The sequence below is a fragment of the Mesorhizobium sp. WSM4849 genome, assembly GCF_055811385.1.
In genome coordinates, this window is record NZ_JBVVPW010000001.1 from 361,903 (window position 1) to 384,438 (window position 22,536).

16 protein-coding genes and 6 pseudogenes are annotated in these 22,536 nt (G+C 57.5%); 10 read left to right on the forward strand and 12 right to left on the reverse strand.

Features of this window, described 5'->3' with window-relative positions; translation table 11 throughout:
- Positions 1-60 precede the first annotated feature (60 nt).
- Together AC0L3L_RS01660 and AC0L3L_RS01665 are read right to left on the reverse strand one after the other, a co-directional pair.
- Positions 61-690, reverse strand: coding sequence for a hypothetical protein (locus AC0L3L_RS01660; RefSeq protein WP_473488838.1), 630 nt, complete (start codon positions 688-690; stop codon positions 61-63).
- 256 nt (positions 691-946) lie between these two features.
- Positions 947-1,121 (reverse strand): annotated as a pseudogene (locus AC0L3L_RS01665) (MucR family transcriptional regulator); the annotation flags it as partial.
- A gap of 283 nt (positions 1,122-1,404) precedes the next feature.
- On the opposite strand from AC0L3L_RS01665, the gene AC0L3L_RS01670 reads away from it, so the two are divergent.
- From AC0L3L_RS01670 to AC0L3L_RS01680, 3 genes and pseudogenes are all read left to right on the forward strand, one after another.
- Entirely contained in the window at positions 1,405-3,108 is a 1,704-nt protein-coding gene (locus tag AC0L3L_RS01670; protein ID WP_473636290.1) for a phospholipase D-like domain-containing protein, read from the forward strand.
- A gap of 237 nt (positions 3,109-3,345) precedes the next feature.
- Positions 3,346-3,497, forward strand: a pseudogene (locus AC0L3L_RS01675) (IS6 family transposase); the annotation flags it as partial.
- A 91-nt stretch (positions 3,498-3,588) separates the two neighbouring features.
- Positions 3,589-3,737, forward strand: a pseudogene (locus tag AC0L3L_RS01680) (DDE-type integrase/transposase/recombinase); the annotation flags it as partial.
- A gap of 301 nt (positions 3,738-4,038) precedes the next feature.
- On the opposite strand, the gene AC0L3L_RS01685 reads toward AC0L3L_RS01680, so the two are convergent.
- The 4 genes from AC0L3L_RS01685 to AC0L3L_RS01700 all read right to left on the reverse strand — a co-directional run bounded on the left by AC0L3L_RS01685 (position 4,039) and on the right by AC0L3L_RS01700 (position 7,068).
- On the reverse strand, positions 4,039-4,938 hold the full coding sequence (locus tag AC0L3L_RS01685; protein WP_473636291.1) for a bifunctional methylenetetrahydrofolate dehydrogenase/methenyltetrahydrofolate cyclohydrolase: 900 nt from the start codon (positions 4,936-4,938) through the stop codon (positions 4,039-4,041).
- A 3-nt stretch (positions 4,939-4,941) separates the two neighbouring features.
- Complete coding sequence (purU, locus tag AC0L3L_RS01690; protein WP_473636292.1) at positions 4,942-5,826, reverse strand: formyltetrahydrofolate deformylase; 885 nt, start codon at positions 5,824-5,826, stop codon at positions 4,942-4,944.
- A 236-nt stretch (positions 5,827-6,062) separates the two neighbouring features.
- Positions 6,063-6,524: a Ros/MucR family transcriptional regulator gene (locus AC0L3L_RS01695; protein WP_473636293.1), complete on the reverse strand. Its 462-nt coding sequence runs from the start codon at positions 6,522-6,524 to the stop codon at positions 6,063-6,065.
- Positions 6,525-6,675: 151 nt separating this feature from the next.
- The gene (locus tag AC0L3L_RS01700; RefSeq protein ID WP_473636333.1) at positions 6,676-7,068 is read right to left on the reverse strand and encodes a hypothetical protein; all 393 of its coding nucleotides are present in this window, start codon (positions 7,066-7,068) and stop codon (positions 6,676-6,678) included.
- Here AC0L3L_RS01700 and AC0L3L_RS01705 point away from each other — a divergent pair.
- A complete protein-coding gene (locus AC0L3L_RS01705; RefSeq protein WP_473636329.1) occupies positions 6,950-8,503 on the forward strand; it encodes an MFS transporter in 1,554 nt (517 codons plus the stop codon). The genes AC0L3L_RS01700 and AC0L3L_RS01705 overlap by 119 nt on opposite strands.
- 394 nt (positions 8,504-8,897) lie before the next feature.
- Here the strand turns inward: AC0L3L_RS01705 and AC0L3L_RS01710 are convergent.
- A pseudogene (locus AC0L3L_RS01710) lies at positions 8,898-10,155 on the reverse strand (IS110 family RNA-guided transposase); the annotation flags it as partial.
- Between the two features lie 120 nt (positions 10,156-10,275).
- Between AC0L3L_RS01710 and AC0L3L_RS01715 the strand changes: the two are divergent.
- The 5 genes and pseudogenes from AC0L3L_RS01715 to AC0L3L_RS01735 form a co-directional block, all read left to right on the forward strand.
- Positions 10,276-10,531: pseudogene (locus tag AC0L3L_RS01715) on the forward strand (integrase core domain-containing protein); the annotation flags it as partial.
- A gap of 751 nt (positions 10,532-11,282) precedes the next feature.
- Positions 11,283-11,894 carry a CDP-alcohol phosphatidyltransferase family protein gene (locus tag AC0L3L_RS01720; protein ID WP_473636294.1) on the forward strand — a complete coding sequence of 204 codons (612 nt, stop codon included), beginning with the start codon at positions 11,283-11,285 and terminating at the stop codon, positions 11,892-11,894.
- 21 nt (positions 11,895-11,915) lie between these two features.
- The gene (locus AC0L3L_RS01725) at positions 11,916-12,824 is read left to right on the forward strand and encodes a class I SAM-dependent methyltransferase (protein ID WP_473636295.1); all 909 of its coding nucleotides are present in this window, start codon (positions 11,916-11,918) and stop codon (positions 12,822-12,824) included.
- A gap of 483 nt (positions 12,825-13,307) precedes the next feature.
- On the forward strand, positions 13,308-15,224 hold the full coding sequence (gene asnB, locus AC0L3L_RS01730) for an asparagine synthase (glutamine-hydrolyzing) (protein ID WP_473636296.1): 1,917 nt from the start codon (positions 13,308-13,310) through the stop codon (positions 15,222-15,224).
- 357 nt (positions 15,225-15,581) lie between these two features.
- Positions 15,582-16,955 carry a hypothetical protein gene (locus AC0L3L_RS01735; protein WP_473636297.1) on the forward strand — a complete coding sequence of 458 codons (1,374 nt, stop codon included), beginning with the start codon at positions 15,582-15,584 and terminating at the stop codon, positions 16,953-16,955.
- 113 nt (positions 16,956-17,068) lie between these two features.
- Here AC0L3L_RS01735 and AC0L3L_RS01740 read toward each other — a convergent pair whose 3' ends face one another.
- Together AC0L3L_RS01740 and AC0L3L_RS01745 are read right to left on the reverse strand one after the other, a co-directional pair.
- Positions 17,069-17,875, reverse strand: a complete 807-nt coding sequence (locus AC0L3L_RS01740) for a GntR family transcriptional regulator (RefSeq protein ID WP_473636298.1) — start codon at positions 17,873-17,875, stop codon at positions 17,069-17,071.
- Entirely contained in the window at positions 17,832-18,617 is a 786-nt protein-coding gene (locus tag AC0L3L_RS01745) for a class I SAM-dependent methyltransferase (protein WP_473636299.1), read from the reverse strand. Before AC0L3L_RS01745 ends, AC0L3L_RS01740 begins: the two co-directional genes overlap by 44 nt.
- Positions 18,618-19,225: 608 nt before the next feature.
- On the opposite strand from AC0L3L_RS01745, the pseudogene AC0L3L_RS01750 reads away from it, so the two are divergent.
- Positions 19,226-19,899 (forward strand): annotated as a pseudogene (locus tag AC0L3L_RS01750) (transposase); the annotation flags it as partial.
- A gap of 103 nt (positions 19,900-20,002) precedes the next feature.
- On the opposite strand, the gene AC0L3L_RS01755 reads toward AC0L3L_RS01750, so the two are convergent.
- The 3 genes from AC0L3L_RS01755 to phnM all read right to left on the reverse strand — a co-directional run bounded on the left by AC0L3L_RS01755 (position 20,003) and on the right by phnM (position 22,530).
- On the reverse strand, positions 20,003-20,164 hold the full coding sequence (locus AC0L3L_RS01755; RefSeq protein WP_473636300.1) for a hypothetical protein: 162 nt from the start codon (positions 20,162-20,164) through the stop codon (positions 20,003-20,005).
- A gap of 391 nt (positions 20,165-20,555) precedes the next feature.
- Entirely contained in the window at positions 20,556-21,302 is a 747-nt protein-coding gene (phnL, locus tag AC0L3L_RS01760) for a phosphonate C-P lyase system protein PhnL (RefSeq protein WP_473636301.1), read from the reverse strand.
- Positions 21,303-21,354: 52 nt separating this feature from the next.
- A complete protein-coding gene (gene phnM / locus AC0L3L_RS01765; protein ID WP_473636302.1) occupies positions 21,355-22,530 on the reverse strand; it encodes a phosphonate metabolism protein PhnM in 1,176 nt (391 codons plus the stop codon).
- Positions 22,531-22,536: the final 6 nt, after the last annotated feature.

Here is a 22,536-nt window from a genome sequence, read left to right on the forward strand (position 1 = left end):
TAGGGCCGCTCCGGGCTTCAGATCCACTGGCAGTTCGGGAGCGCGAAAATTCGGGACCCTTCAGCGGCGGCCGAAGGCCAGGACCTCGGCTGTGTAAGTCTCCACCACTAGGCTGAAGGGCTGGTTCACCCCGGTATAGAGGATGGCCCGGTGCCGCAGCACCTCGTGGGGAATGGCCAGCGCCCCCTTCCCCGCCGCCGGCAGCGGCGCGTCCATCTCCCACCCTTTGGGCAGCGGCGACCACAGCAGCTCGGCGCTAATGGTCTGGCGGCGGAAGTGCAGCAGCTGGACCACCTTCCCAAAGGGCTGGTCGGTGGTGTCGAGCACCTGGTTCATCTGGGGTGTAAGGCGCGACGGGACGTACCAGTTATCGGCCTCGGAGAGCACGAGTTCGCCACAGGCGAGCTGCACGCGGCGATAGTGCACGGGTTCGTCAGCGCTGATGCCCAACGCCTGGCGGGTATTGTCCGGCAGCAATTTGTCGTCGCCCTTTACGCGATCGGCGACGATCCTCGCCTCCGGCGCCAGCCCGTGGTCACTACACCACCGTTCCAGCGTGAGCGTGGCGCTGGGGTGGCTGAGCAGGTCGGCGTTGAGCATTTCCAGCAGGGCCAGGGCCTGGGTGCGGGAGGCGGTGTCGTTGGTGAAGGGCGTGCGGGCCTCGGAGGGTGACGAGACGGTCACCATCATGGCGAGGGAGGCTGCTGCGATGAAATTTCGAGTACCCATCCTACGAAACCCTTTGCGTTGCGTTATGAAGCGGCGTTTGCAGGAACGCAGCCTGTGCGCGAATTGAAAACATGGCGGCGCAACCGCAACCACTAAACGCACCCTGTGCGCGACCGCAGGCTGTTTGAAAGGAAAGAGGCTGCCCCCCCTTTCATACTCCGCGCAGATTATGCTGTTGGCACTTGCACGCTCCAGAACGAATCTCCGGCAGACGAAATCAAGCTTCGACCTTCTTGCGGGTCCGCTTCGTCGGCGCCGGCATTTCCGGCTCTTTCGGTTTGCGGCCGAGCCCACGTCTTGACCAATGCCGAGCGCGCTGCGGCGTAATTCGGCGCGACCATGCGATAGTCCGCCAGCAGACCCCATTTGGCGCGATATTCACTCTGCGTCAGCGTCTTCCCAGCGCGGTCTTCGAAGAGATCGCGAGCGCCCGACCTCGAATTCCTACGTGGCTCGCTGCCGTTGACCCTCGATTTAAGCGACCGGGTGGCTAAAGATGACGTCCCCGCCGAGGAGATCCCATGGATCTCGTTCGGCCGCAGAACCAAATGCAAGGAGGTGGGGATTTCCACCGGTTTTGTCACTATACTGTCAGAGGTTGCACTGATACTCGCGAACAAGCAGAAAGAGCGTGGTACGTTGCCGCTATAACGAAACAGCTTAGGGGGAGTGTGAATGTCCGGGATCATTCTCAAAGTATTCTCGAATGCCGACGACGTGCATCTTGTATGGCGCCATGAGAATGACATTCCAGGCTGCCTGGGATTTGCGATCGAATGTCGTCGAGGCGATGCGGAGCCCAAATATCTGTCGAACCGCGTCGGCTTCGAGGGCGACACCGAGGTCGATGATCAAGGCGAGCGTCTCACCTCTCGCTCATCGCAAATCTGGCCTTTCCAACGCTATGATTGGACCGATCATGCTGCGGATCTCGGGGATGTGATCGCCTATCGCGTTGTCGCCAGGGTCCTTGGTGACGATGGCAAACTGAAAGATGGGCTGTCGAGCGATTGGTCGGAAGCTCTGACCTTGAGCGCTGGTTGCGGCGATGGCGTCAGCGTCCATTTCAATCGTGGCTATGTTCTTTCCCAATTCATGGCGCGCTACATGAAGCGCAAGGGGATCACCCTCGCGGAGCTGAAAGCGACGGCGGTGGTTGTCAGTCAGCAGGTCGACCGGGAAGTTCGAGCCTTCCTTGGTGGAACGCTGCGGGAGGCCATGCTGGGGATAATGGGCGAGGTTGCGGAGTCTCCCAGCCTCGAGCTTCATGCCGCACTCTACGAACTGAGCGACGAGGAACTGATCGACGCTCTCGTCGCTGTTGGGGAACGCGCTCATGTCGTGTTGGCCAATGGCAGCGTCGACGAAGAGGGTGAAGACGAGAACGCCGGAGCACGAAGCCGGCTGAAAGACGCCGGTTGTGTTGTGCATGACCGGTTCCTTGCCCCCAAGGCTTTGGCGCACAATAAATTCGTCGTTGTCGGCCGGAACGAGCACGAGGAGTTCTCGCCGGAAGCAGTCTGGACGGGGAGCACCAACTGGACGCCGACCGGTCTTTGCACCCAGCTCAACAACGGCATTATGCTTGTGAACAAGGACCTGGCGGAGCGGTACGAAGCGCAGTTCAAGCTGCTGGCTGAAAGCGGCGACGTCGTCTCCGATGACCTGCTGGACTCGAACAACCAGCCGAAACGCGGCATCCCGCTTGGCGATGCAACGGTCGATAGCTGGTTTTCCAAGCTGAGCAGCGAGATCGACAATAAGGAACTGGTCGAACTCGTCAAGAGCGCCAAGCAGGGCGTGTTCTTCGTCATGTTCCAGCCCGGCAATGAGCCGGTGCGAACGCTCCTCAAGATGCAGAAGGAAAAAAATCTCTATGTGCGCGGTGTGGCGACACAGTTCACCAGCACCGGCGCCGAGGACTTCAAGCTGCTGAAGCAGGACCCGGAGGAATTTTTCCTCGACGCCGCGCAGACCTCGGGGGTCGGCAAAACGGTCGGACAGTGGGCGGTCGAGGGCACGGCATCACAGTTCCGCACCCACATTGGCCATGCCATCACCCATTCGAAGATGATCGTGATCGATCCGTTCGGCGATGATCCGATCGTGGTCACGGGCTCCCACAATTTCTCAAAGGCCGCGAGCACCAAAAACGACGAGAACTTTATCGTCATCCGGGGTCATCGCGAGATCGCGATGCACTATGCGATCAACGCCATGCAGACCTACAGCCACTATCGCTGGCGCGCCTATCTCGAGGAGGCTGAGCGAGAGGACCGGGACCCATTCCAATATCTGTCGCGCAATCCGAAATGGCAGCGCCGCCGCAACACGGGCGAGACCAAGCGCATGCTAGCCTTCTGGCTGCCGCCCGCTTAATGGATGGAATCATGGCCCGGCGATCCTGTCATCGCAGTCAACGCCGACGACGCTTTTGCGAAGCTCCAAGTATATGTTCCACCGGTTTATGATCGAGACCACGCGTTAGGCCTTGGGACGCGTGCCGGTCGTGCTTAGGGTTTCATTGGGGTGATCTCGCGTTGCGGTTCTGTCGCAAACGGAATGGCAACCCCTATCTGGCGCGAAGGCCTCTCTTTTTCGGGGAGCGCGCTTGCTATGTTGAAAGGCCGTCATTTCGACCGATCAGTGATCTTGCTGTGCGTGCGCTGGTATCTGGCCTACAATCTCAGCCTGCGCGATCTGGAGGAGATGATGGCCGAACGCGGACATCGACCATTCGACTGTGCACCGCTGGGTCGTTCACTTCTCGTCCCAGCTTCTGGAGCGCTTCAACGGGCCCAAGATGCCGAACACCGTCTGCGGAATCGATCGCGACGAGCGCTGAAGCCGATCCGCATCCGCAAGAGCAAGTACCTCAACAATCGGATCGAGCAGGACCATCGGCGCATCAAGCGCCGCACTCGGTCGATGCTCGGCTTCAAGTCGATGGCCCGTGCCGATGCCGTCCTTTCCGGCATCGAATGGTTCACATGATGCGCAAACGGCAGGCGAGGTTCGCCTATAATCCACGTCCCTCGATACAAGGATCGCATCGTTGGAGACTACGCAGTCAATGGCACGCCACCACCATATCGGTGGCGTATCGGGCGCAGCCCGTTATAAGCTAGCAACCAAGGCTAATCGGGTCCATCACCGCGCGCTCTACGAGCTGAACATCGACATTATGTGCAGTTTTGGCTTCAGCTGCGTCTAAACTCCACAGTCTCGATATGAACCGGATGAGATCCTGACGTCGGACCAGTGAGTGTCAAACAGCAGAGTGAGTGGCCGATTCGCCGCTGACATTTTTTAGAACGAAGGCGATGTAAGACCGCTCATGCGGTACGCTGCTGTGATTGTGTTTGCCATCAACATGGCGATGGTCATCGGTCCGACACCGCCCGGAACCGGCGTGATCGCACCGGCGACATCAGAGGCTTCCGCATAGGGGACGTCGCCCACGAGCCGGGTCTTGCCCTCGCCCCGTTCCGGCGCATCGATCCGGTTGATGCCGACATCGATCACAGTCGCACCAGGCTTAACCCAGTCCTCCTTCACCATCTCCGGCCGGCCCACCGCAGCCACCAGAATGTCGGCGCCACGCGCCACGGACGCCAAATCCTTCGTGCGCGAATGCGCCGCCATCACCGTGGCATTGGCATTAAGCAGCAATTGCGCCATCGGCTTGCCGAACAAGTTGGAGCGGCCGATAACGACCGCCATCAGGCCCGACAGATCCTCGCCATGGATGGAGCGCACCAGCAGCATGGCGCCGGCCGGTGTGCACGAGATCAGGCCGGTCGCCAGGTCACCGATGGCGAGCTTGCCGGCATTGACCACATGCAGGCCATCGACATCCTTTTCCGGCCGGATCGACTGGATGATCGCATCCGCATCTAGATGCTTCGGCAGCGGCAGCTGCACGAGGATGCCGTGGATGGAAGCATCCTCGTTCAGAGCGGCCACCAGGCCTGTGAGCTCGCCTTGCGTTGTTTGCGCCGGCAGCGTGTGCTGGATGGAGTTGAAACCGCATTCCTTGGCCAAGCGGCCCTTGGCGCCGACATAGGTGTGGCTGGCCGGATCGTCGCCAACAATCACCACCGCAAGCCCCGCTTTTATCCCCTTTGTTCGCTGGAGATCAGAAGCCGCTTGCTTCACCGCTTCAATAACGGATGCCGCCACCTGTTTGCCGTCGATGATATGCGTCATCGCTCAGCCCATGCGCTCAGAAGCGTAGCTTCCCGGGCTTGCCGGGAAGACGACGGTTCGGTTGCCGTTCAGGAAGACGCGGTGATGGATATGGGCGTGGATGGCGCGAGCCAGAACCTGGCTTTCGACGTCACGGCCGATCGAGACATAGTCCTCGGCGCTCTGCGCATGGGTGATGCGGGCGGTGTCCTGCTCGATGATCGGGCCTTCGTCGAGATCAGCGGTGACGTAGTGTGCCGTTGCCCCGATCAACTTGACGCCTCGCTCATAGGCTTGCTTGTACGGGTTGGCGCCCTTGAAGGAGGGCAGGAACGAGTGGTGGATGTTGATGATGCGGCCCGACATGTTCTTGCACATGGCATCGGAGAGGACCTGCATGTAGCGGGCAAGCACGATCAGTTCGGTGCGCGTCTGCTCGACGATGTCGAGGATCTGGGCTTCGGCCTGCGGCTTGTTCCCCTTAGTCACATTGATGTAGTGGAAGGGAATGTCGTGGTTGACCACAACCTTTTGGTATTCAAAATGGTTGGAAACGACGCCAACGATGTCGATCGGCAGGGCGCCGATCTTCCAGCGGTAGAGGAGGTCGTTGAGGCAATGGCCGAAGCGCGAGACCATCAGCAGCACCTTCATGCGCTTGGTGGCATCTTGGATCTCAGCATCCATCTGGAACTTCTCCGCGATCGGCCTTAGGCCTTCCACCAGGTCGGCCTGGCCGACTCCCTCCTCGGAGATGAAGGAGACACGCATGAAAAACTTGCCTGTGTCGAGATCGTCAAACTGCGAACTATCGACAATGTTACAGCCTTGGCCGGCCAGGAAAGTCGCAATCACCGCAACGATACCGCGAGCCGATTTACATGAGACTGTAAGTACGTAGTGCGTCATTTTAAGCTCACTTTGCTGAAATTCCGGGCGTTTGCTTGCAATGGCATGTCCTCAGAACCAAGCGGCGCGCCCGATGGATGACGACGAACGGCTACAAGTACCTTTTTGCAGGTGGCGCGCCCCATTGAGCGGATCTGCACTGCGCCCTGCGAGGAGTCCGGGTAAACTGTTTGCACCGAAAAGGCGGGGTTTCCTCCGCCTTTTCAAACTCGGCGTTTCAAAACGACTGCGGACAATCAGGCCACGGCCTTTTTGCGGGTCTTTTTTGCAGGTGCAGGCTGTTCGGGTTCGTTAGGCTTTCTACCGAGGCCAATAGTCTTGGCCAAAGCCGAGCGCGCGGCGGCATAATTCGGGGCGACCATCGGATAGTCTGCCGGTAGGCCCCACTTGGCGCGGTATTCGTCGGGCGTCAGGTCATAGTGAGTAGAGAGATGCCGCTTCAGAGACTTGAACTTTTTTCCGTCCTCCAGGCTGATGATGTAGTCGGGCGTGACCGACTTCTTGATGGGAACTGCAGGCTTGAGGGCTTCAGGCTTCTCTGGGGAGCCGCCGACTGTGTCCTTCAGCGCGGCATGCACCTTCCCGATCAGGGCCGGAAGCTCGCCTAGGGGGACTGGATTCTTCGAGACATAGGCCGATACGATGTCAGCGGTGAGCTCGATGAGGGCATCAGTATTGTTCTCGGCTTCTTCCGTCACGGAAATGCTCCTGATTGAATGAAAGCAGTGGGCGAAGTTCCGCTTCATAATCAAGGCAGTCCCGGAAAGCAACGAAAGTCACGGCAGTGCTCTCTCAACACCGCTCAGACGTTCCGGCAGAATCATCGATTGGGCCGCTAAGGCGGTTCGGCTAATGGATGAGCAGCCATTTTCTAGCAGAAGGGTTTCGGTTTCGACCCGTAGGCCGCATCGAAAAATAACTTGCGCTACGCACCTTTAATGCCCTGATCCTGCCACTCTCCATAGGCAAGTGCGCCAAGGAGAAATCTTCAACGCTGCCTGTACACGAAAAGAGAGGCTCGGCCCAATGAGCAGTGGCGCGCGCGGACGCGGCTTCAGTTTCGTCGGCGACGTTTGCTCCGCTGGAGAACCCGACCTTTCGCGCGATCTGGCTTGCCGCACAGGTGTCCAGCTTGGGCTGGCTGATGCAGACCGTTGCGATCAGTTGGCTGATGGCAACCATCTCGACTTCGGACGTGATGGTCGCCCTGGTGCAGGCTTCCACGACGCTGCCGGTATTCATTCTGTCGATCTTCGCCGGGGCCATTGCCGACAATTTCAGAGGCCGCACTGTGATGGCGCTCGGCTGGTGCGTGATAGCGTTGTCGTCGACGATGCTGACTGCTTTTGTGGGGCTGGGATTTTACAATCCATGGATGATCCTCGCATTCAGCTGTTTGGCAGGCTGCGGCGCCGCTTTCACCGACCCTGCCTGGCACGCGTCCGTCGGCGACATCCTGCGAAAACGCGAGGTTCCGGCCGCGGTGACGCTGATCTCGGTCGGCTACAACGCGGTGCGAAGCATCGGTCCGGCGCTCGGCGGCATCATTGTCGCGTCCTCAGGACCTCTGACAGCATTTGCTCTGGCGACGCTGACCTACCTCTCGATGCTGTGGGCCATACGGCGCAGCAAATGGAGTGTTGGCTCTTCACCCCTTCCACGTGAGCCGTTGATCACGGCCATTCATGACGGAGCGCGCTTCACGGCATTGTCGGGGGAGATCAAGGCGGCAATCGCGCGGCGAGCGCTTTTCGGTTTGGCCAGCATCTCGATACTGGCGCTGCTGCCTCTGGTCGCCCGCGATCAGCTTGGGGGAGGGCCAATCGCTTATGGTATCCTGATGGCCGGCTTTGGGGCGGGCGCTTTGTGCGCCGGCATCTGCAACAACGTGCTGCGGCGGTCGCTCTCACAGGAGCGACTGACAACACTGGCGTGCATAGCCTGCGCGGCGTGCTGTCTGGCTCTTGCTTTCACTCCTTCACTGGTTGTGGCGACTATGGCTTTGGCGCTCGGCGGCGCGGGCTGGGTCGTCACCTGGACGGGGCTTGACGTAAGCGTGCAGTTGTCGAGCCCGCGGTGGGTCGTTGGTCGCACGCTCTCGATTTACTCTGCCCTCTCGGCAGGCGGCATCGCGGCCGGCAGCTGGCTGTGGGGTATGGTGGCTGAGAACTATTCGCTCACATTGGCGCTGGAAAGCTCCGCTGGCGCTCTCCTGATGGTTGCCGCCACCGGGTTCCTGCTCCCCATTCGTCAATGGAAAGAGTCTGACCTCGACCCTTCTGCCTTCGAAACGCCAGAGCTCGCCCTGGACTTGAAGTGGAGAAGCGGCCCGATCGTCGTCAAGATCGAGTACTCAATACCGGAGAACAATGTCGAGGCTTTCCTGGACCAGATGCGGGAACGACGGCGAGTGCAGAGCCGCGTCGGTGCCCGGCATTGGAACCTCCAGCGCGATCTGCAGGAGCCGTTGCTTTGGACAGAGACATTCCGCACGCCGACCTGGATGGATTACCTTCGCCTGAACCATCGCCTGACTGCGGCGGACAAGGAACTGGATCAGCGTCTCCTCGAATTGCATGTGGGAGAGCTTCCACCTCGCACCAAGCTTTCGATTGAGCGGCCGACCGGAGCGACCCGCAAGCAGGATCAATCGACAAGCTTCTTTTTTCGGCGTTGATCCCATGCAAGCGCAGCGATCGCTGATCCAAGACATCCGCCACGTCGCATTGAGTGGTTTGCCAATGTTGTGGTGAAGTATCACTTAACGTGGTCAGTGCCGGATTTGCCATAGAAGCTGTCAATGAGTTCGCACGTCGATGGAACAGATCATTGGTAGTCCCGAAGCTGAAGAAAGAACGGAAAGACCGATGATGCTGCTTGATTCGTCGAAACGCTAGACTAGGAGTGCCGATCCTCCGTAGTACCGCACCGGTTCAAGCCCCATTTCCGACCTTTTGCAGACAGCGACGGACGATGCCTCGTCGGCTGCCCGAAACGGCAGCTGTAAAAAGGCCCCGGCGCTGGGTCGGTCGCCGGGGCCTTGGCCATGCACGAGATACCATCATGTCCCGCCCTTCAACGAAGGGCCGGTAGTCGGAACCACCTTTGACGACAGCGTGCACGACGCGCGCCATCTTGGCGGTAATAGCGGTCATTGCCTTGCGGCGTAGATCGGGATTGTCGCGATCCCGCGCAATGTAGCGTTCGAACTTATGACGGAAGCCATTCTCCCGCTGGCGGATGGCGACTTGTCCGGCGATCCACAGGGTACGGCGCAGCCGAGCATTGCCGAATTTGGAAAGGCGGGTGTGGCCGCGATATTGGCCTGACTGTTGTGTCGAGAGGTCCAGCCCGCAGAACTTCAGAAACTGGCGATGATGAGCGAAACGCGAAGATCGCCGGCTTCGGCAATGATCGTCAGCGCATTGATCGGCCCGATGCCGGGGATCTGGCGTAGGAGCTGATAGTCCTGGCTGTGCCGCAACAGCTCATCGGCCTGCGCTTCGATCTCATTGCGCTCTGCCGGATCAGACTGCGTGCTTCGTCAATGACCATCCGGAACATGCGAATGGCAGGGGCATCAAGCGGCAGCGGCAGTCCGATCGATGAGCGCGCCGTCTCGTAATATCCATCAGAATCTGTGCCTTGCTGACGTTGCGACCGACGACATCCTACGCTGCCGTCACAAACTCCTCCTTCGTCAGTGCCGTGATGCCTGCTGGCGTCGGAAAGGCATGGAGGAAGGCGAAGAACCAGTCGCTGCGGCTGTTCCCCCGGAAACGATCGATCTCGGGAAAATACAGCGGCAGGTAGCGTCAGGATACGGTGCTGGATCTCGGTCTTGGCCCTGGCGATCGCTTCATGGGTCTTCGACAGCTCCTGCACGTCGTTGATGCCGGCGCGCAGCGGATCATGGTAGACTTGTGTTGCCTGGATCCTGAGCATGTGCAGCATCACCTGTGCATCCTTTGGATCGTTCTTGTCCCAGCTGTTGTGCAACGCTTCTCGTGTTCGGGCCAGCGCCAGCGACGACACCAGCCGCACCTCAAAACCCGCTTCAGCCAGGCGCCATGCTATCGGCCGGTGATAGTTCCCGGTCGCCTCAAAGGCGCAGACCACAGGGCGGCCATACGCCTACAGCACCTCTATCAGATGGTCGTGCTCAGCACGGGTGTTGAGGACCAAAAGACGACGCCGGCGCTTGTGGCCTGGTGCTTCGATCAGAACTTCATTGCGCACCTTGGCAATGTCGATCGCTACCAGCACCGCGGCGGCGGGTGTAGAATCTAAAGTGTCATGGTCGGTCTCTCCGGAATGGGTTGTGAACATTCACATTCTAGAGAAACTTTGACTGGTCATGGCCGCCTCGACAGCGGTGCGCGCCTGCAACGAAAAGCTGCGCGCACCGCTCTCTCGGTCGCCGCCGCTCCGTCATTCCGTAGGTGCTACGGCTCCTGCTACAGATCGAAGGCTTTCGCCAAGGCCTGCCGCGATCTCGGCCTCAAGCACGTCACGACAAGCCGAGCGGCGCTGCGCGAATGGGCCTACGCCATTGCCTATCCGACATCCGATCACCGTGCCGCCGAACTGCCCATCTGGCTGCACAGATACAATTGGCATCGCCCTCATGGCAGTCTAAAGTCAAAAAACGCCTATCAGTCGCCTTGCCCTGACCGAGGACAACCTGTTGAGGCTCCACAGCTAGCGAGGACGTGTCCAAGCCGATTAAGGAGGCCTTTGAGAAGGCTTTGAAGGTGCACAAGGCCGCCTGATTCTTTAAGGCAACCCGAGAGACCGAAGGTCAGCACCTCGTCCACGGGCCACATTAGGCAAGACCGGCACCTCGCGCCGGTCTTCTTCCATTTGGTCGGACGGCTTTGTCTGCCCGACCGCGTCGCAGTGATGCCGGCCTCACGGTTTTCGGCACTTCTTTGCTGCGAGGTCCGGGGGGCATTAGTCGCGGTTCTCCCGCTGTAGCGGACAAGCCGCGCGATTTGTTCATGCAATGAGGTGGTGCGCGGCAAGTCGGGGAACGCACCGCTTGTCGCCGTCTCGACAATCGCGCTGCGATCTGGGGCGACGGCACCGCGCTCGCGGAACACCCACTCGTGCACGTCATCGAAGAGCGGCTTGCTCCTTTCCTGCCTTATCGCCGAATGCTCCCTTGGCTGCTCCATTGTCGAATGTCTGACAAATTGCGTCGAAGCAACAGACAGAACGGTCGCGCGCACGTCCAAGATGCTGACAACAAAACGCTTTTTAAGTTGGCATTGCTCTTGCTTAATGGACTGCGACGTTCACTCAGGAATTCCTTGTCCGCCTGATCGGGAAAGGTGGTCTGCAGCAAGCGGTCGAAGCCTGCGAGGATCGAGTCAAAAGAGTTAGGCGTGCATTTTATGCTTGAGCCGCAGAGATAACAGCAGTCCTACCACGGGCCGCCGTTGGGGAGTAGAATGATGATCCGTTATCTGTTTGATCCTGCGAACGCCATTACGGCTCTCGGACTTATCTTCGCCACGTCGGCAATCTATTTTGCGCTGGTCGGACGCTTCGAAGTTGGCATCTGTTTTGGGTTATGGGCTCTTTTAGCGGATGACGCCGACGGCATGGTGGCCAAGAGTTCCATCAAGCGATCAGCATTGACGGCACAGGTTGGAAGTGCCTTCGATGGGCTAGCGGATCTGGTATACGCGGCTGTCTTTCCGGCGGTTCTAATTTTATCTTTTAATGCGTTCTCTGTTCCCGCATTGTTAGCTGCGGTCTGCCTTGTCGTGTCTGGAGCTCTCCGCCTCAGCTACTTTTCAACGTTCGGGCTCGACGCTGACGGCTTCGGCAGAGGCCTGCCGCTGAATAATGACCTCTTCGTATTGGCACTTCTATTCGCCGCCAATCGGGTCGTGCCGGTCCAGGACCTTGGCACGCTTTTGATTGGAGCAGCGTTTCTTCTGTCAGTTCTGCATCTCTCGCATTTCAGATTTCCGGGCACGGGCAATGCGCTACGGCTGACCAACCTCGTACTTGCGGCAATCGGATCAATCGCTTTGTTAACGCCTGAATTCGCATCCTGATGCATCGGAGGAGAAGAAGCCATGGACGGATCTTTCGAAAGTGAGACGCGTACAGTCTTCGATCGCTATCAGCGACAGCAGGAGAATAACGAGCATATATTCACGCGATTGGTCTCATTAATTGATGAAGAATACTTCGGCTTTAACTCGGGAGGATTCGCGGGACTTAATTTCCTAGACGCCGGTTGTGGATCAAACGCGAATGCATCCTATGCCTTCCTGGAGAAAGGTGCCGCCAAAGTCACTTCGCTTGAGCTTGGGAAGGAGTGGATGGATTGTGCCGCTCAACGCCTTTCGAAATTCGGCGCGAGATCGGTACTAGTCGATGGGAGTGTTCTGAATTTGCCGTTCCCCGATGGAACCTTTGACTTCGTACACTGCGCGGGGGTCCTGCCTCATACAGCGAATCCGCGCAAAGGGTTTGACGAACTGGCAAGGGTGACGCGGCCGGGCGGACATTTCTTTCTGACCATTATGGGGACCGGAAACGGGGTTCTCTATCGCTGCATCAACCATCTTCGTGAACTGTATGCTTCCGACGCTCAGTTCCGGCAGACAATCGACAATCTTGATGGTCGCACGGCCAAAGAAGCGATTGACTGGTTGTTGGCCGTTAAGGGTCAAAACGAATCTCCCCTTCTAGAAGGAGAGGATGGTTTCATTCGAAGCCTGTTCGATGATGACCTGTTCGTCACCGTGCGGGACCGCTTCCAGGCGCCCACGTATCACGAATTCGCTTTCACCGAGCGACAGATTCGGGATTGGTATGCCGAGAACCATTTTATAGGTGTTCGCCGACTGTCACGGTATACTAAAGGATTCCAAAACCTTCGACGTTTCCTTGCACCCATGTACTTGCACCACAGCCATCCGCTTGCGCGATTTTGGTTCGGGGATGGCTGCATTCAAATGATTGGAGTCCGAAACTAGAGCCCCTATCGCCGGGAACGTTCGGCATCTCTCAAAAGACCGGAAGCTACTTCGATTTTCAATTGGGGAATGGCAGCCAGTGTCACGGCATTTGTGAAGGCTCAGTGGAGGCAACATGCGGTTTTGGAACATGCACACCGTTGAAGACGCAGATATGTCGTGGGCTTGTCGGCCGGTCGGAGACCGCGCGCGATCTCCAATTTCTCTGGCGATCCAAGGGATTCGAGCCTCCCCGGTTAGCGCAAGGGCGTTAAAAGTGGAAACATGGCGCGATATAGGTGGCGATAACCTCCGGCTCCTCGATAGGAACGCGGTCGCTCTATCTTTCAATGCCGAATTCCTTCCAGCAGGAACTCACCTTGTCCGGCTCGGCATAGGCCGTGTACGATTGCAACAGAGCGTCCAAGAAGCCATCCCTTCTCTGGAGAACAAGCGGGAGCGGCAATAGTTTTTGGTAACAGCAACGACAGATCGATACGATTCTTGCTGATCGGCAACGAGGCAGGTAAGATGTGCGGAATATTCGGCGTGATCAACGCGACGCTTGGAAGGACTATTTCGCCGACGATCGTGCGCGAGTGCACCAATATGCTGGCGCACCGGGGACCTGATGGGGTCGGCATCTATGTCGATGAGGCGGTTGCCTTTGGTCACCGCAGGCTTGCGATTATTGATGTAAATCAGCGTGCTAACCAACCCTTCCTGGATTCCGAAACGAATCTTCTCCTGACGTACAATGGAGAAATCTTCAACTATCGGGACCTTCGCTCAGAGCTTGCGGCCTACGGATATCTTTTCAGGACGTCGTCAGATACCGAAGTTTTATGCAAGGCGTTTCACAGATGGGGAATTGATTGCCTGCAGCGCCTGCGAGGCATGTTTGCGTTTGCCCTTTATGATGGGAACGGCGGGAGATCGTTTCTCGTCCGCGATCGCATGGGTATCAAGCCGCTGTATTATATGGAACAAGCTGCGGGACTTCTGTTCGCCTCTCAACCTTCAGCCATTTTGCGGTGGCCTGACACAAGACGAAGCATCAGCGCCGAAGCTCTGTCATCCTTTCTCTCCTTTCGTGCTGTATACGGAGAAGGCTCGTTTTTTGAAGGGCTGAAGAAAGTTTTGCCAGGTCACTACCTGGAAGTTGTCGACGGCTTAGCGACCCTGAAAAAATGGTGGCGTTTGGGGCGGTACCAGCGCGATGCCAATATCTTGCCCTTGGATGAAGAAATTGGCGCCTCGATCACCTATCATACCATCAGTGATGTGCCCCTCGCCACGTTCCTGTCTGGCGGCTTAGATTCAAGCATTGTCACTTCTGAGATAGCCCAACGAACTGGACTATCTCCCATTTGTTTCACCGGCTGCGTGAAAGGAGATGGGTATGATGAGTCGGTCTACGCCAGGTCTGTTGCGACCAAGTTCGGCCTCGAGCATCGCATCGTAGATATCCCCACTCCAGACGATGTCTCCCTTGTATCGAAGCTAATTGCTTTACGTTGTCACCCGCTCGGCATGCATAACGAGCTAGCTATGTACACGCTCTCGCGTGCAATCTCGGCCGAGCACAAAGTTGCATTAACCGGCGAGGGTGCGGATGAACTCTTCGCGGGCTACAGCCGACTCTATAGGATCGATTTCGACTACGCTCGGGCCCGCATCCTCGCGCTGCTGCCGGCAGTGTTGGCAGGCCCCATTGCCAAGCGCCTCAAGGTCGCTCCCTATCAGCGTTCCGAATTTGATTTTTTTCTTCACCACTACTCCTACTTTCCTGAGCAACAGAAAGAGAGATTATTCCGCAAGGAGGTTCGCGCCGACCTGGGTGATAGCCAGACGAGACATGGGACTCTCCGGGCTGAATTCGAAACACTCGGGAGCGATCTGTTCTCGCGCGTCACACAATTCATGCTGCTACACCACCTCCCCGCACTCCTGGAAATGGTTGACAACACGACCATGGCAGCCGGGCTCGAGGCGAGGGTTCCCTTCGTTGACGACTGCGTAGTCCGCCATGCCCTTTCCTTGCGAAAGGCTGACATTATCCGCTGGCGGTCGTTGTTCCACCTCCTCCGCGCGTTGGTTACTCCAATAGCGGCTTTTAGTGAACGATCCGACACGACTAAAGCGATCCTTCGCGACCTCTATCGAGACGTTCTTCCAACTGCTGTTCTCGAGCGGGCTAAAGTTGGTTTTGCGCTCCCGCTGGGCAAATGGGCTACGACTGAGCCATCTTTGCCGTTTCGAAACAGTTTGTTTTCGGGATCACCGGCGGCCGCCCAATTTTTCGACATGGATGCCGTTCGTGACTGGTATCAGCGCGGGTGTGAGGCTCCAAGCGATACATTTGGAAGGCAGGTTTGGCTGCTGTGCAATCTTGAGTTGTTCCTGCAGCAGCACACCTGATCTTCTGCATATTGAGGAGTTGTCAAGACCGCATTGCTTGACGACGCACGTCTGCAGTTCGGCCATGATGTGAAGAATCTCGTGGCAAGTCGCGTGCCTCGACCGCCTGGGTCTTCTCTGCATTCACTATCAGCTCGGGGACCTGTCGGCACGTCTCACGGCGATAAATGGCGGAGAGCGACATTAATACCAGGCAGGTCCTGATCGGAAACGAAGACGATCGTCAGTAGATTAGGGGCAAGTATGAACTCTATAGGTGATGTTTACCGACGGCTGGGGGTGGAGCCTTTCATCAATTGTGCGGGGGTGCGCACAAATTTTGGCGGAAGCAGCCCGTTGCCGGCAGTTCGAGGGGCTATGGAAGCGGCCTCCGATGTCTTTGTTGATCTCGATGAATTGGCGGAGGGGATCGCGGCACGAATTCAAGAGCTAACGGGAGCCGAATGGGGAGTTATCACCGCGGGCAGTGCAGCTGCATTGGCTCTCGCCGCAGCAGCGTGTATCGCAGGCAACAATCCCGAGCACATTCTATCACTTCCTGAATTTGAACCGCGCTCTTTGATCCTCATGCCGGGAACCCATCGCTTCGCATATGATCAGTCTCTACGAATGAGCGGAGCAATGATTGCTGAGTTCCATTCCCTTTTGGAACTCCGAGCACAGGTGCAGTCCGGAGCGGCAATGATTTGCGTTCTAGGCAGGAGGGCGCTCAGCGAGTTCGGCGGGCTCGAGGGTATCGCAGTCGAAGCCGCTATAAACAAGATCCCCATTCTAGTGGACTGTGCGGGGATTGGCCCTTCATCACCGGACGCGTGGCTGCAAAGGGGGGCGAGTATGGTCGTGTATTCGGCGGGGAAATATCTACGAGGCCCGCAATCGACGGCTTTTCTTGTGGGGTCGAAGGCACTGACCAAAGCCGCATGGCAGATTGGTGCGCCCCACCAGGCCTGGGGCAGACCTATCAAAGTCGGGAAAGAAGAAATGATGGGGGCGATCGTAGCCTTGGAGCAATGGTTTGGCGATGCAGATCCCCGTCTAAAGCAACAGCGATGGCTTCGCACTTTAAATTTCTTCGCATCTCCAATAGCGGATCTTCCTGGCACCAGACCAACAATTATTCCCGCTGATGAGTTTAACGTTGTGCCGAGGCTTAGGATCGATATCGATGAAGACAAGTATCATGTTGAGCCAAGCAAGTTCCGCTCTGATCTGCTGGCGGGACGCCCGAGAGTCCTCCTAAATGATTTTTGGGTGCGGCCAGACCACATTATTATTGATCCGTTCAACATCGGAGAGGAGGAAGCTGAGATAGCAGCGACGAAGATCGCAGCTGCTCTTCGCGGTTGCCTTGGACGACCCAGACAATATGCTGACACCTTTCCGGTCTGCCATTTTGGGGGCTCTTGGTCGACAACCATAAGTTTCGCCCACCGTGATGAAGATTCAATTCTTCGTCTCTCGTGTGACAGCGCAGGGATGGTGGAGGGGACCCATCACACTCAACGCGGCATAGGGGTGGTGAATGGGATTGCTACCGGCAACACACTGTCGTTGCATGCAGCACACCAGCATGACTCGATGAGAGTGCTTTATTCATTTGAAGGTTCGCTGGCGAACGACGGACTCCTGGGAACCGTTGTACTAGGTGCATCATCCGAAGAGCATCGAGGAGCGGTTTTCGATAGCCAGTTTGGGACCTCTTTATGGAAGGCCAGACGCACGGACCAGTAAATTCGCCGCCTGAGCGTAGGCGGCATGATCGAAAAATTGCCGAGATTCAGAATTGTCAGCAATGGGTGAATCAAACTGTATTTCTTCCGAGGAAACGTCAGAGAGGAAATTGCTTATGTCCTGGCAATCGTAAACTTTATTCGATCTGCTGCGTAACAGGCGACCTGATAGCGAAATAGCCCTTTGTCGTCAGCTAACTCGGCGGTTTCTTTCTGCACTACAGGTCGCGCAATTGACTGATCCAAGAGGGTAGCCTCCTCCGAGGTTGGCATCCGCGCAGACACTGTTACAGTCTTCGGTTTGAGCCTCTCAATGCCGTAGGCAAGAAGAGCACGCTCGACGTCAGCATGCTCTCCCATGGCTTCGACAAACTTGCCATATCGTTGAGCATCTAAGAAGCTTCGGCTAATTGCGAGAGGGCGGTCGCCAGCAAATCCGAGCAAATCAATGACCAACACATCGCTCCCGTCGACAATTCGCAAGCGGTCAGCAATTTCCGACGATGCGTTCTCGACCCTATGTGAGAGAAGCCGCCGCCTCGGCAGGCCGTCAATCTCCAGAATGTTCTGCGAAAGAGCCATCCTCCGTAGAACGCGATATTGAACGACGTCTTGTTCAACAAATGCCCCCTTCCCGTGCACAATTCGAATTAGCCCCTTACTCTGCAAACTAGCTAACGCCTTACGAGCTGTTAGCCGACTAACCCCAAAGCGCCGTGCCACTTCGGTGTCTGGTGGGAGAACTCCATCAAATGCTCCCGCAAGGATTTCCTTCGAGAGAGAGTCTTCGATTACCCGCCAAATTGCTAGTTTGTTATCCACTCTTTTGTTTGGCCTGCCATCATCGCCTTCTTCAGTTGGTAGCTTTGCCTCACCCTCACGACCCATGCTTGAGCTGAACAGTCCAGCTTGTGGTTTCATGCGGCAATCGAAGCTCTCGAGCGCCGGAAAGCAGACTCTCTATCCAGGAAAGCAGCTCCTCCCACCGTGTTTCGCCGATCTGACTTGGGATGTCGTGTACCCCACGCCATGACGATAGAAAGCGCTCACGAGTTTTCAAGGCGACGTGCTGACGATGAATCTGAAGGCAGTCGCTGAACGCGTCAGAGAGATGGACGACCTGCTTGAGGCGCGGCATTAGGTCAAGTATTCCAGGCATAACACGTCTAAGTCCAGGAAACGTAGTCGAGATGTGACTCTCAATCATGGAACGCGTTTTGCAATTTTTTTGATCAGGAAGGCAATAAATGATCGAAAAGAAACCACGGGGTCGAAGTATCCTTCTCATTTCGTCTAGGGTAGTCTGCGGATTCATCCAATGGAAAGCATTACTAACAATCGCCCAATCCACTGAATGGTCGTGCAGTGTGGTGCTCTCTCCCGTTCCGAGCCGCCAGTCGAACGCATCACAAGCGGTCATTCCACGCTTTCCCTCGGTAAGCATTTCCTCATTGGGCTCGACCGCAAATCCTCGCAAATGGCGAGACGCAAGGTCGATGGTTAGCTTCCCGGCTCCAGCGCCGATGTCCGCAACGGCGAAATCAGCACTCGACGCCCCTACATGAGCCGTGAGGAAATCCAGGACAACTTTGTCGTAATCAGCCCGTGCGGCATAGTGAGAAGCGGTACTGGAGAAGTCGCCATAGGCGTAGTTGACCTTCATCACAAGGTCTCCTCTTGTTACTAATTACAATTGGCAACTTCCGGACTATGGTTGGAAATGCAGTGGAGAAATGAAGCTGAAATTGACGCAATGCCTGCCGAACTGTGAACGTATGCGAATGCGATATCCGCGCAACCAACCTCCGAAGAAGGCTCGCGAAACACTCGAAGAATGAAATAGCGCGCGGCGAATGAGATAATTCATTTTGGTGACCTCCGCCTTCTATGCGACGTAAATAGGTTGGCATTTTAGTGCTTGCGGCTGTGCCCTGCTAACGTTCCTTCGTTGTCCCTGTGCGGCTCATGGTATTTCAGTCGCGCACAAGCCGCCGGCTTGGACCATGATGTTCTGGCGGGCCCGCAGAGCCTGATGGAGCAGTTAACAACATTGTTAACGAAGACGAAGCACAACGCGTGCCAAATAGGATAACTTATTTAAAACAACATGATAGCGAAACGCCGGCATGTCGTGTACCCGATATTGTCTGAAATCGAACAGAGGGGAGATGAGGCGAACACGTCTGCGATAATTTTGATGTCATTTATGACAAGCTGTTTTCGGTTCTACCGCGATCTAAACGATTTCGACTTTGCCAGCGGTGAGCTCTACGCGCGGCTTCTCGCAGCGGGAATGATGCGGAAGGCATGCTGCGCGTGTTGTCGGCCTACCTTCACGGGACAGACAAGTATGCAGCATGGTACGTGTACCGACACCAGGTGAGGAAGATGACCGGCGACGGCCGAGAGCTGGCGCACCATCTTCGGGCCGAGCTGGATCGCCTACGTCGACGGCTCGTCATAACCTTGGAGTTGATCCGGGAGGTCGAAGCTGAGCGAGACGAGGCGGCGAATGTCGATCCGGCGGATGAGACCTGCAGGAAAGATCGCAAGCCTATGTCTCATCCGGGGCGTCGGCGCGAACTTCGCGGCCGTTCTAATGCGCGAGGTATTCTACCGCTCGTTAGACATCCGGAGGCAACTTGCCAGCTATGTCGGCATCACGCCGATGCCTTACCAAAGTGGCGGGATGGACAGGGATCGGAGCATCAGCTGGGCCGGACACCCTCGCGCGCGAACAACGATGATCCAGCTCGCCTGGCTTTGGCTTCGCTACCAGTCAGGCAGCGAACTGGCCGCGTGGTTTCGCGATCGCGTCGGCACGCCTGACGGGACGTACGCGGCGGATCGCGATCGTGGCAACGGCGCGAAAACTACTGATCGCGCTCTGGCGCTATGTCAAAGACGGGGTAGTGCCGGCCGGGAGGCGCCGACCTTCGCGGTGAAGCGCCAGCAGCGGCATAGTCGATTGCCGACAACATCGCTGGTCCTGCGCGGTGTATTAGTGCGCAGTTGTCGCTCTTCCAGCCAGGCCACCGCACATAGCGCTCAGGCGCCCCCAACGAGCGCGATGGACGGGCGCAGGTCTTCAGCCAGATGTCTCTCCTTCATCTCAAGCGGCGCGCGCGACGGATTACGGTCCCTCTCGACCGCAAGCGTTCCCTTGACTTCACTCGTGAACTTCGCCGTCGCCAGACCGAGAGTCAGCACGTTGGATTTCCCGGCTTTGTGGCGCCCGGCGTTGATTTGGTCTTGGTGAAGCCGATTGCCCGGCTCTGCGCGGCTGCTGCTGGAAAGATGCCGTCATTAATGTGAAGATCCGGGCGATAATGTGAAGGTCCGGGCGATCAGGCAGGTCCGCCTGGATGCAGCAGACCTGCCGAGCACCCGTTCGATATCTTCGAGCGGAGTCCCATCTCTCAGCCGAAGGGGCGCCGTAAGTGTTGGATCAAACCGTAGCGGCGTGGCCTACATACTATTTCGCGGACCGGCCTTGCAATAAGCACCGGGTGCAAACGCATCGCGGCCAAGCCATGCACTTGCCGCAGCGGCAAGAGGGGTACTCGCAAGCCGGTGTGGCGAGGACTGGATGGTTCCGGCATCAGGCGTACACCTCCGCCAAGGCAGCCGACGGCACGGCCGTTCCGCTCGCTTGATTGTCGATCTCGAACAACCTGTCGGCAACGGCTTCCCGAACCTCCTCGTCGTGGAAGATGCCAACGATCGCGGCGCCGCGAGATTTCGCCTCGTTGATCAGGTCAACGACGGTCACACGGTTGGCGGCGTCAAGCGAGGCGGTCGGTTCGTCAAGCAGTAAGACGGGGTAATCCACGATGAAGCCGCGGGCGATGTTGACGCGCTGCTGCTCGCCACCGGAGAAGGTGGCCGGAGCCAGCGACCAAAGACGCTCGGGAATGCGAAGCCGGGTCAGCAGGTTCTTGGCAAGGGCCTTGGCTTCATCGGCCGGCATGCCGTTGGCGATCGCCGGCTCGGCGACGACATCGAGAGCACCGATGCGTGGAATGACGCGCAGGAACTGGCTGACATACCCGATGGTCGAGCGGCGGATCTCCACGACTTCCCAGGGTTCAGCGGCGAGAAGATCGACGGTTTCGCCCATATGCTCGACTAGGATCTGGCCTTCGTCCGGCTTGTAGTTGGAATAGAGCGAACGCAGCAGGGTTGACTTGCCGGCGCCGGACGGCCCGCGCAGACAGACGCATTCGCCGGACTCCACCGTCAGCTCGATGTTGTCGAAAACGGGTAGAACGATGCCGCCCTGAGCATGGAGCGTAAAGCTTTTGGAAAGGCTAATGGCGCGGAGCGCAGCGTTCGTTACGGATTTCATGGAACGGTTCTCCCGGTCTGATCGAAGACGACGTCTTGTGATCTGCATTTTGTCAAAAGACCTGCCGGCCTTCTTTCCAGACTTTGCGCACAAGTGGAATGTCGTTGATCTCAATGACGTGGCAGAGATCGGCTCGGCTGCCGATCTTGATCGCGCCTCTGTCGGCTAGGCCGGTAGCCGAGGCAGGAGCTGAACTGACGGTAGAGATCGCCCGCGGCAAGCTCATCCCGACCGGCTCCCTGGTCAGCTGAAAAGCACCATGCAGCAGGCTTGCCGGAACGTAATCCGAGGCGAGGATATCGAGATGTCCGGTTGTCGCCAAATCCCGGGCGCTTATGTTTCCTGAATGCGAGTTGCCGCGAACGACGTTGGGCGCGCCCATCAGCACACGAACGCCGAGCGAATGCGCCGTTTCCGCCGCAGCCCGCGTCGTCGGAAATTCGGAGATCAGCACGCCGGCAGATTTTGCCTCTCGAACATGCTCGGCTGTTTCATCATCGTGGCTGGCGATAGGCAGTTGCCGAGCACGGGCAAACGCAACGATACGGGCCTGATTTTGAGGTCCGATCGTTCGGGAGGCGTCCATCCATGCTTCAATACGGCGATCGGCATCCTCTTCCGACCAGCCATTCTGCGTGATCTGCATCAGACGAAAACGGTCGAGTTGCGGCGACTGACGATGGCCGGGGGCGTGATCCATAACCGAGACAAGCTTCACGAGCGGATCGTCCACCAACGGCGCGAATCTGGACAGGACTTCCTCGTCCGTGACCTCACAGCGCAGGTGCAGAAGATGGTCCGCTCGAAGCACGCCACAGTCCTGGGCTTCATGGATGCCATCGACGAGGATGGGCAGAATGCGCGCCCGATCGTCTTGCTTTCTGTGATCGCGGGTCGTTGACCCGATGCAAAGGGAATCGAAAACTGTTGTAATGCCGGCTGCGGTGACCAATGCATCATGCGCTACGACAGCGGAAAGCGGGTTCCAAAGCACTCCGGCCCGCGGTAGAGCATGCTTCTCGAGATTGTCTGTATGAAGGTCGATGAGACCCGGTATAAGATAGCCTCCTCCGAGATCGATCGCGCCGGAAGCCTTGCTCCTTCCAGGAGCGATGTCATTGATGCAGCCGTCAACAACATGGACGGTTCCTTCATAAACCTCGTCCAGCAAGACCAGTCTTGCGCCGGTCAAACTCAGTTCGTTGTTGACGGAGCGTTTGACCGCCACGCGCGA